Source organism: Mesorhizobium sp. M7A.F.Ca.US.002.01.1.1 (genome assembly GCF_004022955.1).
Lineage (GTDB): Bacteria > Pseudomonadota > Alphaproteobacteria > Rhizobiales > Rhizobiaceae > Mesorhizobium > Mesorhizobium ciceri.
The window spans coordinates 18,215-29,476 of the sequence record NZ_RZQE01000026.1; the positions used below are offsets into that span (position 1 = coordinate 18,215).

The following is an 11,262-nucleotide window of genomic DNA, read 5'->3' on the forward strand; positions in this document are numbered from 1 at the left end:
TTTTTCAGTTATCGTTGTGGTCCAGGAAGTCTCCCACCACCCGCATGCACGCATCTTGCTCTTCGACATGCGGCATGTGGCTGGAATGCTCGAATATCTCCCAGCGAGACCCCTTGATGCCGTCCTTGTAGGGCTGCACGGTCGCGGGCGTGGCCTCGTCGTGACGTCCGGAGATGATCAGTGTGGGAACATCGATGGCCGGCAGGCGCTCGACGATGCTCCAGTTCCTCAGCGTTCCGATGACATGGAACTCGTTTGGCCCATTCATCAGATTATAGACGGTCGGATTGCGCACGACCTGGGCGAAACTTTCCGTGACTTCGGGCGGGAAAGGCACGACCCGGCAGACATGCCGCTCGTAGAACACCATCGTCGCAGCCTGGTAAGCCGCATCGTCCGTCGTGCCGGCCTGTTCGTGTCGGGTCAGGGTCTCCTGCACATCCGCGGGCAGATCCGCACGCAGCCGGTTGGCCTCTTCGACCCACAGTTTCATGGAAGCCGGTGAGTTGGCTATGGTCAGCGATTTCAGGCCTTGCGGCCGCGTCACGGCATATTCCGCGCCCAGCATGCCGCCCCAGCTCTGGCCGAGCACGTGGAAGCCTGTCCGAATGCCGAGGTGGTCGACGAGGTTTTCAAGCTCGTCGATGAACAGCCGGGGTGTCCAGAAATCGGCGCCTTTCTCAGGCAGCAAGGTGGAATTGCCGCAGCCCAACTGGTCGTAGTGGATGACGGCGCGATCCCTTCGCGCAAGAAGCTTGTAGGCATCGACATAATTGTGGGCGACGCCCGGGCCGCCATGCAGGATCACCACAGGCGCCTTTTCGCCGCCGAGTTCGCCACTGACCCGATACCAGGTCTCGTAGGCGCCGAAAGTGGCCCGTCCTTCCATGCCGATGATCTCAGATGACATCCCAATTCCCAGTGCGATTGAAGGTACTTTTATCGTCCGCGGCGGCAGGCGCCTAACTCATGTTACGGGTGACCTGCACCCACTCTTCCAGCATCTGCACGCCAAATGCCGTGGCACCTTGCCTGCCGAGCGGCCGATCGGAGTCGGTCAGTTCCTTGCTGGCGATGTCGAGATGCACCCAGGGGCGATCTTCCGTGAAATGGCGCAGGAAGGCTGCGGCATAGGGAGCATCGCCATCTTCCATATCCTTGGCATGATGCCGCAGGTCCGCGAACGGCGATTGCAGGCCCTCGTCGTAGGCCCGATCGAGCGGCAGCCGCCAGAACCGCTCGCCGACCGTTTCTCCGGCCGCGATCATCTGTGACGCGATGGCATCGTCGGTGCTGAACAGGCCGGCGAATATCGACCCCAACCCACGCGTCACCGAATAGGTCAGCGTTGCCAGATCGACGATCACTAAAGGGTTGAAGCGCGTGGCTGCATAGTGGAGGCAGTCGGCCAGAAGCAGGCGTCCCTCCGCATCCGTGTCGAACACTTCCACTGTCTGTCCGGACGCCGTCGTGATGATGTCGCGCGGTTTGAGCGCCGTGCCGGATGGCATGTTCTCCGCGATGCCGAGAACACCGACAATGTGTACCGGGCTGCCTTGCCGGGCGAGCGCGATCAGCAGGCCGACCACAGCGGCCGCTCCGCCCATGTCGGCTTTCATGTCGAACATCTGCGCTCCGCCCTTGATGCAGAGGCCGCCCGAATCGAAGCAGACGCCCTTGCCGACGAAAGCGAGTGGTTGGGCGGGAGCACCCTTGCCCCGGTAGCGCAGGACAGCGACCCGCGGCGGGCGCGCCGAGCCCGATCCGACAGCAAGAAGCGCGTTCATGCCGAGCTCCTTCAGTTGCGCGGCATCAAGCATTTCGATGTCGATGCCGGCTTCACGCAGGGGCTCAAGATGATCGTGGAAATTGTCGGGATGGAGGTGGTTCGGCGGCAGGTTGACCAGGGTGCGTGCATATTCGACGCCGTCGGCGATGGCATTGATCCGCGCCAGCGCCGCTGTCAGATCCGGGCCGCGAGCCCCTACCAGTTTCACCCGCAAGGTTCTATCCGCTCCCGCCCCTTGCCGCCGGTTGCGCATATCGAAACGATAGCGGCGCAGCCGCATGCCAAGCGCGACACGCGCCAGGATTTCGGCGCCGGGCAGGTCAACGCCGGCGATCGGGTCCAGGACCAGGGTGGGCGCGCATTCCCCCTTGCCCTCGAGATGCGCGGCAAGCAGACCGCCGGCGCGCGCCAGTGACAGGGTGGTTACGGCTTCAGCTTTGCCCAGGGCCAGGACGACCACGCGCTTGGTCGATACGGACTGCGGGGCAATAAGATCGATGCAGGTGCCGGATTCGGCCAAGGCGGCCGGGTCGGAGCAGGCGCGCGAGAGAATCCCGCCCATCTCGGCATCCAGGGTGGACGCCCGCGGGCCGAAGCCTGTTTGGGCAGTTTGCAAGATCACGACGACGGAGGCGGCGGAAATCTCGTCCGCGGTCTCGAAAACCGGCGCTGGCGATTGAGGCATAGGCTGGCGCTCTCTTCAATTGCGGCAATACCAGCCGGGTAGCGAGCAACGCTTCGCTCACTCCGGTGGAGACTGGTCAAGCCGGTCTCCGCCGTTCGTGGTATAATGCCGGTCCCCAAATAGTCGCTTTCTTGAGACGACTTAATTGCTCTTGTCGTCTGGGTATCCCCTAACAGGGCAGGCGATCAAACGCGAATTCCGCCCATGTCGATTGACAAAAACTCAACTCACAATTCATGATCGGCCAATGGCCCTTCCCTCACTCAATGGCATGCGCGCTTTCGAGGCCGCCGCTCGCCTCGGCAGCGTCAAGGACGCGGCGGAAGAACTGCATCTGACACCCTCGGCTGTCAGCCGGCACATCCGCGCGCTTGAACGAAATCTTGGCCAAGACCTGTTCGAACGCGGTTTTCGCCAGATAACGCCAACCATAAGGGGCTCCTACTATGCGCGCAGCCTCTCGGAGGCATTCGAAGCGATCTGGCGCGCCACCGATGACGTCAGCCTCTCCGAGGGGTCGCGCCACGGCAAGATCCAACGTGTCCGGGTCTTGTGCGTGCCCACCGTTCTGAACCTTTGGCTGGCGGACCGGTTGCCGAACTTTCGCCGGTTGCATCCGTCGGTGGATCTGGAGATCTCCACTTCAGGCAAGCGCGCCAACTTCGATTTGGCCATTGTCGACGAGTTCGTCTACAAGGCCGGCCCGGCTCTGACGCTGCTGATCCCGCTGCTTTTGACGCCGGTCTGTGCGCCTTCGCTTCTGGAGGGGCCTGTGCCGCTGCGATCGCCGGCCGATCTGGTCAATCATCATCTGATCCATGAATGCGAAACCATGAGATGGAAGCGTTGGCTGGAGCAGGAAGGCGTTCTGGAAACGACGCCAAAATCCAGCACAACATTGGATGATTGCACCCTGATCATGCGCGAAGCGATCAATGGCGCCGGAATAGCGCTTGCGGACACGATGATGGCGCAAGATTTTCTGCAGCAAGGCAAGCTGGTCGCGCCGTTCCGTGCCCGCCACACCTATCCGGCCGGCATTTACCTGCATCAGCGTCGCAGCATCGGCAACAAGCCAGGCACCGGTCTGTTTCAGGATTGGCTGCTCGCCGAGGTCGCGGACCACAAGCAGGTGATGGCAATCGCTTAGATGCCCCCAACCGAAGATGTCGGGAGCCACCGCTTCAGATTGGAATCCCCGCGTCGAACCTCGACTCATCCGTGGTTCAGCGATGACCCACCATCGCCGTGCATCGATAATCGCAGTTCTCATTGAATATCTTTAAGGCCAAAGCCGGCAAATAGGTTGCTTGTCGGTTCCCCTGCGGCAGGCTTAACCTGCACGCGGCCAACGCGTGAGGGCGCGTGCTGCAAAAGGGGAACATTGCCATGACGATACAGGGTGCTTCACCTGATCTGTACAACGAGGATCTGGCTCCGGCCAAAGTTCGAAACTGGGGACCATTCTCGATCTTCAACGTCTGGACGTCGGACGTCCACAGCCTTTGGGGCTACTATCTTGCCGCCAGTCTGTTCCTGTTCTGCGGCGGCTTCGTCAATTTCATCATCGCCATAGGCATCGGCTCGCTGATCATCTACGCGCTGATGAACATGGTCGGCTATGCCGGCGTGAAGACGGGCGTGCCCTACCCCGTGCTTGCCCGCGCCTCTTTCGGCATCTGGGGCGCCAACATACCGGCGCTGGTGCGCGCCGTCGTCGCCTGCTTCTGGTACGGCGCGCAGACTGCCGCCGCCTCGGGCGCGATCGTGGCGCTGCTGATCCGCACGCAATGGTTCGCCGATTTCAACGCCAGCACGCACTTCCTCGGTCATACCGGCCTGGAGGTGATCTGCTTCGTGGTCATCTGGGGGCTGCAATTGCTGATCATCCAGAACGGCATGGAAACGGTCCGCCGCTTCCAGGATTGGGCCGGCCCCGCGGTGTGGGTGATGATGCTGATCCTGGCGATCTATCTCTGTGTCAAATCCGGGAGATTTGCCTTCACCAGCGACATCCCCATGGACGTGCTGCTGGACAAGACGAAGGATGCGGGCGTGCCCGGCACGCCTGGCTCCTGGACCTCGCTGTTTGCGGTGGCCGCGATCTGGGTCACCTATTTCTCGGCGCTCTATCTCAATTTCTGCGATTTCGCCCGTTACGCGCCTGACAAGGCATCGCTGCGCAAGGGCAACATCTGGGGCCTGCCGATCAACCTGATCCTGTTTTCTCTGGTGGCCGGCGTCACCACCATTGCCGCCTTTGACGTCTATGGCGAGGTGCTGCTGCATCCCGACCAGATCTCGGCGAAATTCGACAGCTGGTTCCTGGCGGCGCTCGCAGCCCTGACCTTTGCGGTAGCAACGCTTGGCATCAACGTCGTGGCGAACTTCGTCTCGCCGGCCTTCGACTTCTCCAATGTCTTTCCCAGGCAGATCGACTTCAAGAAGGGCGGCTATATCGCGGCCGTGATCGCCCTGCTGCTCTATCCCTTCGCGCCATGGGAAGGCAGTGCGGCTTCCTTCGTCAACATCATCGGCGCGACGATGGGGCCGATCTTCGGGGTGATGATGGTCGACTACTACCTGATCCGGAAGGGTGAGGTCGACGTCGAGGCGCTTTATCGCGAAGATGGCGAATTCCGCTTCCAGGGCGGCTGGCACGTCAACGCCTTCATCGCCGCGGGCATCGGCGCCATCTTCTCGTCGATCCTGCCCAACTTCACCAACTGGCTGCCGTCCTGGTGGGGTGTCTATGGCTGGTTCTTCGGCGTGGCGATCGCCGGCATCATCTACTACGTGCTGCGCACCGCCGCTTTGGGCGCCGGCGCCAGGACCGCGAAGGCCTGACAAGGTGAATTTTGGGGCGGCGAGAGCCGCCCCAAAACCTACCCGAGCATCTCGGCCAATCTGCGCACCGTGTTCCAGTTGCGCGACGTGCCCGTGCCCATGCGCTTGTGATTCATCGCCGCAAGCAGCCGCGAGCTTGGCCTCTCGCGCGAAAAGACGACCCAGATGTCGCCGCCGACCGAAGTCACTTTTTCATCCACGCCGGCATAGGCCTGGAGCCCCGTCACGGCCTCCACGGGCGCAGGCTTGCGCATCACCCGTACAGCCACCTGATCGCCTGCTTTGGCCGAATCGGCCGGGAACGGATTGCCGGCGGCAAGCTTCAGCCAGTCCTCGGCACCACGCACGATGATGTCGACATGGCGGCCGAAGGTTTTTTCGAAGGCTGCCTCCAGCCGCTGTTCAAGGTCGGCAATATCAGTTGCCGGCGCCTCGAAGACCAGATTTCCGGTCGCCACCAGGGTGCGCGGGTTCTTCAGCCCGAGATCTTCCGCCATGGCCTTGAGGTCGGCCATGACGACCCGGCGGCCCTCGCCCAGAATGATGCTGTAAAGCAGCGCGACATAGGTCTGCATGGCCGACCGGCTACACCAGCCGGCTCTGCTCCACCGCCGCCTCGATGAAACTGGCGAACAGCGGATGCGGGTCGAGCGGCCGGCTTTTCAGTTCCGGGTGATACTGCACGCCGATGAACCAGGGATGGTCGGGATACTCGACTGTTTCCGGCAGCACGCCGTCGGGCGACATGCCGGCAAACACCAGGCCGCAATCCTCAAGCCGCTCCTTGTAGTCGACATTGACCTCGTAGCGGTGGCGATGGCGCTCGGAAATCTGCGTGTCGCCATAGATTTCGGCGATCTTGGAACCCTTGGCGAGCTCGGCCTGATAGGCGCCGAGCCGCATCGTGCCGCCGAGGTCGCCGGTTTCGCGGCGCTTCTCCAGCATGTTGCCTTTCAGCCATTCGGTCATCAGGCCGACGACCGGCTCCTCGGTCGGACCAAACTCGGTCGAAGACGCATGCTCGACGCCGGCCAGCGACCGCGCCGCCTCGATGCAGGCCATCTGCATGCCGAAGCAGATGCCGAAATACGGCACTTTTCGCTCACGCGCGAACTTCGCCGCCAGGATTTTGCCTTCCGAGCCGCGCTCCCCAAAGCCGCCGGGAACCAGGATGCCATGCACCTTTTCCAGCCACGGCGTCGGATCCTCCTTTTCGAAGATCTCCGATTCGATCCAGTCGAGCTTGACCTTGACGTGATTGGCCAGGCCGCCATGCGACAGCGCCTCGATCAGCGATTTGTAGGCGTCCTTGAGGCCGGTATATTTGCCGACAACGGCGATGGTCACCTCGCCTTCCGGATTGTGGATGCGGTTGGACACCGCCTGCCACGGCTCCATGCGCGGCTTCGGCGCCGGATCGATGCCGAAGGCGGCCAGGACTTCCGAATCGAGCCCTTCCTTGTGATAGGCCATCGGCACGTCGTAGATATGCGGCACGTCGAGCGCCTGGATCACGGCACTTTCGCGCACATTGCAGAACAGCGACAGTTTTCTGCGCTCTTCCTTGGGGATAGCGCGGTCGGCGCGGACCAGCAGGATGTCGGGCGCGATGCCGATGCCGCGCAGTTCCTTGACCGAATGCTGAGTCGGCTTGGTCTTCAGCTCACCGGCCGTCGGGATATAGGGCATCAGCGTCAGATGCACGTAGACGGCATTGTTGCGCGGCAAGTCGTTGCCGAGCTGGCGTATAGCCTCCAGGAACGGCATCGCCTCGATGTCGCCGACCGTGCCGCCGATCTCGCACAGCACGAAATCATAGTCGTCATTGCCGTTGAGGACGAAATTCTTGATCTCGTCGGTGACGTGGGGGATGACCTGCACGGTGGCGCCGAGATAGTCGCCGCGCCGCTCGCGCTCGATGATGTTCTTGTAGATGCGGCCGGTGGTGATGTTGTCCTGCTGGTTGGCGGAGCGGCCTGTGAAGCGCTCGTAATGGCCAAGATCAAGATCGGTTTCCGCACCATCGTCGGTGACGAAAACCTCGCCATGCTGGTACGGCGACATCGTCCCCGGATCGACATTGAGATAGGGATCGAGTTTTTTGATGCGTGCGCGATAGCCTCGCGCCTGCAGGAGAGCCCCAAGGGCCGCTGCGGCAATGCCTTTTCCAAGTGAGGAAACCACGCCGCCTGTGATGAATACATATCGCGCCATGGGAGTCATCGCTTAACGCGGCCGGATTGATTCCGCCAGAGAAAAAACCACCGCGAAGGTTTTTTCCCAAGAAGGCGCTCGGATCGTGAACAGGGCAAAACAAAAGGGCCGGCTGAGCCGGCCCTTTCGGCAGGATGACGAAAACGTCAGATGATGACGACCTTGGTGCCAACCCTGACGCGGCTGTAGAGGTCCATGACGTGCTCGTTGATCATGCGGAAGCAGCCATTAGAGGCGCTGGTTCCGATCGACTGCGGCGCGATGGTGCCGTGGATGCGCAGATGCGTGTCCTTCTTGCCGTCATAGAGATAGATGGCGCGGGCGCCGAGCGGATTCTGGCCACCGCCAGGCATGCCGTCCTTATACTGGCCGTAATGCTTCGGCTCGCGCTTCTGCATGTCCAGCGTCGGGATCCAGCGCGGCCATTCCTGCTTGTCGCCGACCGCGACCGTGCCCTTGAACTGCAGGCCCTCGCGACCGACCGCAATGGCGTAGCGCCGCGCGGTGGAAGATGATTCGACGAGGTAAAGGCGCCGCGCGCTGGTGTCGATGACGATGGTGCCGGCATCGTAACCAGTGAATTCCACGTCCTGCGGCACGAATTCCGGCTTCACCTTGAACTGCTTCTTGGCCTCCCTCTTGGCGAGAGCCTGATCGAGAGCCCGCGTCTCGGGAAGATAGCTTATCGAGGAGCCGGACGACGTCCCGCCGAAAAGGCCGGCGAACAGGCCGCCGCCGCTCGGCTTCTTCTGGCCGATGACTTCGCTGCGCAGTTCGCCATTGTTGCCGGTCAGGGCGACGTTCATGGCCTCCGCCGGAAGCGGCTCGGCCGACTGGATCGGCGCTATCGGTTCGATAGGCTCGATGATCTTGGCAGCCTGCTTCCTGGCCGGCTTGGCATCGGCCACCTCGGTTGCCGGCGCGCTCTTGCCCTTCTTGGCAAGGAACGCCTGCCGTTCCGCGTCGGCCTTGGCCTTTGCCGCCTCGCGCATTGCCAGCTTCCTGGCTTCGAGCGCCTTGGCTTTGGCGGCTTCCTTGTCGGCAACGATCTTGGCCTCGATCTTCTTGATCTGGGCGAGGTCGTCGGGCGTCGGGTTTTTCTTCTTCTTGAGAAGCTTCAGTTGCGACGCATCACTCTTGACGGCGATGTTGATGGCAGAAGTTGTTTCAGCCGAAGGCTGTGCGGCCATATTGGCCGGAACGCCTGCGAAAGCGGGGGAACTCAAGCCGAGTGCGGCGCAAAGTCCCAGGAAAATGAAGCTGCGAAGCTGCATGGCGAAGATCCGATCGTTCTATGCTTGTTGCCACGGCGTCGCCCAGCGCCCCCCAAGGGCGCCGGAAATGCCGCGTGCAATCTATAGTCGAATAAGCGCGGCCGCCTCAAGCGTGGGGCCATGCCTCACCCCGTCGAATCTTCGTGATCTCGCTGCATTTGCCGCGACTGTGTTCAAACGACCACAGATCGCCGTTCAGGCACCGAGGACTACTGGTTTGGAACCTGCGGGGTCGCCGGTGCGGCGGGAGCCGTGCCGTTGGTCGCCGGCGGCGTCGAGCCGGCGGCAGGCGCAGTGGCCGGGGCAGTCGCAGGAGCCGAAGCATCGTTGCCGGAAGGCGGCGTCGGCGTGGTGGTGCCCGCGGGCGCCGGAGTTGTGGTTCCAGGCAACTGGTTGAGCACGCCTTTGCCGGCGCCGTCCGAGGTCGCCGGCACGCGGTCCAGGATATCGATCGGCTTTTCGCCGTAGCGGGCGACGATCGACAGGGTCAAGGAGGTGGCGAAGAAGGCAGCCGCCAGGATCGCCGTCGCACGCGTCAGCGCATTGGCCGCACCACGCGCGGTCATGAAGCCGGACCCGCCACCGATGCCGAGGCCACCGCCTTCGGAACGCTGCAGCAGCACCACGCCGACAAGGGCGAGCACGACCATGAGATGGATGACGATCAGTACGGTTTCCATAGTTTATCCTGGCAAGGCCTTGCCCGGCCGCGGACACGACCGGTGAATTGGAGGCGGCTCAATACAATGCTTTGACGGCATTTCCAAGCCCGTGGCCGGAATATGGGAAGCAACCCGTCCTTTGCAACGATTTCGTGCACCGGAAGCCCTGTCCGGCGGGGAAAATGTCTTCAAGCAATATTGCGATAGGCCTCGGCGATGCCGAGAAAGTCCGCCGCTTTCAGGCTGGCGCCGCCAACCAGCGCGCCGTCGACATTCCTGACGCCGAGCAGTTCGACCGCGTTGGAGGGCTTGACCGAGCCGCCATAGAGAATGCGCACCTTCGCCGCGACGCCGCCGAGCTTTTCCGACAGCTTTTCGCGGATATGTGCGTGTGCCGCAGCGACGTCGGCCGCCGTCGGCGTCAGGCCGGTGCCGATCGCCCATACCGGCTCATAGGCAATGATGGTGTTGGACGGGGTGGCGCTTGGCGGGACCGAGCCCTCGACCTGCCGCGACAGCACGTCCAGCGTGGCGCCCGCTTCACGCTGCTCATGCGTTTCGCCGACGCAAATGATGGCAACAAGCCCGGCACGCCATGCGGCGGATGCCTTGGCCTGGACAGTGGCGTCATCCTCGCCGCGTTGCTCGCGGCATTCGGAATGGCCGACGATGACATGGCTCGCACCGGCATCCCTGAGCATTTCCGCCGAGATGCAGCCGGTGTAGGCTCCGCTCTCCTTGGTGTGGCAATCTTCGCCGCCGGCATGCACCGGCGTGCGCGACAGGATCTCGGCGGCGTGGGCAAGCAGGGTTGCGGGAACGCAAACCAGCGCTTCGGTCTCCGCGTCAAGCCCACTCATGAAGCCGTTGCCGATCATCCTGAGCTCGTTGAGGGAGGCGCTGGTGCCGTTCATTTTCCAGTTGCCGGCGACGAGCGGGCGAATTCCTGGCGTCATGGGTTTGCTTCTCCGGATGATATCGGGGCTCTGGCCCTCACTACCAAAATCAGGCCACAAAGCAATCGACAGTGGGCCGGAAGGGCGCTATTGCGCTTGTTTCAGACTCGGCGCATGCGAAAATGCGCATAAATCGGAAGTAAAAATGCTTGGTATATTGAGAAGCGCGGCAGGCACCTGGGTCGCGAAGGGGCTGTTGGTGCTGCTGGTGCTCAGCTTTTTGGTCTGGGGCGTTTCCGGACGGCTGATGGGCGGTTTGGCCGGCCATGATTCGGTGATAACCGCTGGCGGCACCAAAGTGTCGATCAACGAATACCGTCTCGCCTATGATCGCCAGCTCGCCGTCATGTCGCAGCAGTTCGGCCAACGTCTCAGCCACGAACAGGCAAAGGCGCTCGGTGTCGACAACCAGGTGCTGGCGCAGCTCGTCTCGGGTGCCGTTCTCGATGAACAGGCCCGCAAGCTGGGCCTCGGACTTTCCAAGGACCGGCTGGCCGAGCTGACACGCGAAGACCCGGCCTTCAAAGGCCCGGGCGGCCAGTTCGATCGCAGAACGTTCGAATATATGCTGCAGCAGATTGGCATGCGACCCGAGGACTATTTGAAGAACCGTGCTCAGGTGGCGGTGCGCCAGCAGATTGTCGAGGCGGTCTCGGACGGCCTCAAGGCTCCGGACACTTTCTTCAAGGCAGTTGCGCTCTATCGCGGCGAAGACCGCACCATCGACTATTTGACGCTGCCCAAGGCACTGGTGGAGCCGATCGCGGCGCCATCCGATAACGTGCTTTCGGCCTATTTCGAAGCCAACAAGAAGACATATGCGGCACCCGAATAC

General features: G+C 62.3%; 10 protein-coding genes. 3 read left to right on the plus strand and 7 right to left on the minus strand.

Annotated features, from left to right (window positions below; translation table 11 throughout):
• Positions 1-4 precede the first annotated feature (4 nt).
• Positions 5-910 carry a proline iminopeptidase-family hydrolase gene (locus EN932_RS05360; protein ID WP_013531728.1) on the minus strand — a complete coding sequence of 302 codons (906 nt, stop codon included), beginning with the start codon at positions 908-910 and terminating at the stop codon, positions 5-7.
• Positions 911-962: 52 nt separating this feature from the next.
• Positions 963-2,474: a leucyl aminopeptidase gene (locus EN932_RS05365; protein ID WP_127384862.1), complete on the minus strand. Its 1,512-nt coding sequence runs from the start codon at positions 2,472-2,474 to the stop codon at positions 963-965.
• A 247-nt stretch (positions 2,475-2,721) separates the two neighbouring features.
• Here EN932_RS05365 and EN932_RS05370 point away from each other — a divergent pair, with 247 nt between their 5' ends.
• Positions 2,722-3,624 carry a LysR substrate-binding domain-containing protein gene (locus tag EN932_RS05370; RefSeq protein WP_024503328.1) on the plus strand — a complete coding sequence of 301 codons (903 nt, stop codon included), beginning with the start codon at positions 2,722-2,724 and terminating at the stop codon, positions 3,622-3,624.
• Positions 3,625-3,863: 239 nt separating this feature from the next.
• On the plus strand, positions 3,864-5,321 hold the full coding sequence (locus EN932_RS05375; RefSeq protein WP_024503329.1) for an NCS1 family nucleobase:cation symporter-1: 1,458 nt from the start codon (positions 3,864-3,866) through the stop codon (positions 5,319-5,321).
• A gap of 38 nt (positions 5,322-5,359) precedes the next feature.
• Here the strand turns inward: EN932_RS05375 and EN932_RS05380 are convergent, their stop codons facing one another.
• From EN932_RS05380 to tpiA, 5 genes are all read right to left on the minus strand, one after another.
• Positions 5,360-5,896 carry a DUF1697 domain-containing protein gene (locus EN932_RS05380; RefSeq protein WP_127368771.1) on the minus strand — a complete coding sequence of 179 codons (537 nt, stop codon included), beginning with the start codon at positions 5,894-5,896 and terminating at the stop codon, positions 5,360-5,362.
• A 10-nt stretch (positions 5,897-5,906) separates the two neighbouring features.
• A complete protein-coding gene (locus EN932_RS05385; protein ID WP_013531733.1) occupies positions 5,907-7,544 on the minus strand; it encodes a CTP synthase in 1,638 nt (545 codons plus the stop codon).
• Between the two features lie 137 nt (positions 7,545-7,681).
• On the minus strand, positions 7,682-8,809 hold the full coding sequence (locus tag EN932_RS05390) for a L,D-transpeptidase (RefSeq protein ID WP_063172119.1): 1,128 nt from the start codon (positions 8,807-8,809) through the stop codon (positions 7,682-7,684).
• Between the two features lie 209 nt (positions 8,810-9,018).
• The gene (gene secG / locus EN932_RS05395; RefSeq protein WP_013531735.1) at positions 9,019-9,489 is read right to left on the minus strand and encodes a preprotein translocase subunit SecG; all 471 of its coding nucleotides are present in this window, start codon (positions 9,487-9,489) and stop codon (positions 9,019-9,021) included.
• Between the two features lie 170 nt (positions 9,490-9,659).
• A complete protein-coding gene (gene tpiA, locus EN932_RS05400) occupies positions 9,660-10,427 on the minus strand; it encodes a triose-phosphate isomerase (RefSeq protein ID WP_013531736.1) in 768 nt (255 codons plus the stop codon).
• A 145-nt stretch (positions 10,428-10,572) separates the two neighbouring features.
• Between tpiA and EN932_RS05405 the strand changes: the two genes are divergently transcribed.
• On the plus strand, positions 10,573-11,262 hold a 690-nt coding region (locus EN932_RS05405), incomplete at its 3' end, for a SurA N-terminal domain-containing protein (RefSeq protein WP_206618914.1).

Coding starts and splice junctions, on each gene's coding strand:
- EN932_RS05360 (WP_013531728.1), bottom strand. CDS start 910: ATGTCATCTGAGATCATCGGCATGGAAGGACGGGCCACTTTCGGCGCC.
- EN932_RS05365 (WP_127384862.1), bottom strand. CDS start 2,474: ATGCCTCAATCGCCAGCGCCGGTTTTCGAGACCGCGGACGAGATTTCC.
- EN932_RS05370 (WP_024503328.1), top strand. CDS start 2,722: ATGGCCCTTCCCTCACTCAATGGCATGCGCGCTTTCGAGGCCGCCGCT.
- EN932_RS05375 (WP_024503329.1), top strand. CDS start 3,864: ATGACGATACAGGGTGCTTCACCTGATCTGTACAACGAGGATCTGGCT.
- EN932_RS05380 (WP_127368771.1), bottom strand. CDS start 5,896: ATGCAGACCTATGTCGCGCTGCTTTACAGCATCATTCTGGGCGAGGGC.
- EN932_RS05385 (WP_013531733.1), bottom strand. CDS start 7,544: ATGACTCCCATGGCGCGATATGTATTCATCACAGGCGGCGTGGTTTCC.
- EN932_RS05390 (WP_063172119.1), bottom strand. CDS start 8,809: ATGCAGCTTCGCAGCTTCATTTTCCTGGGACTTTGCGCCGCACTCGGC.
- secG (WP_013531735.1), bottom strand. CDS start 9,489: ATGGAAACCGTACTGATCGTCATCCATCTCATGGTCGTGCTCGCCCTT.
- tpiA (WP_013531736.1), bottom strand. CDS start 10,427: ATGACGCCAGGAATTCGCCCGCTCGTCGCCGGCAACTGGAAAATGAAC.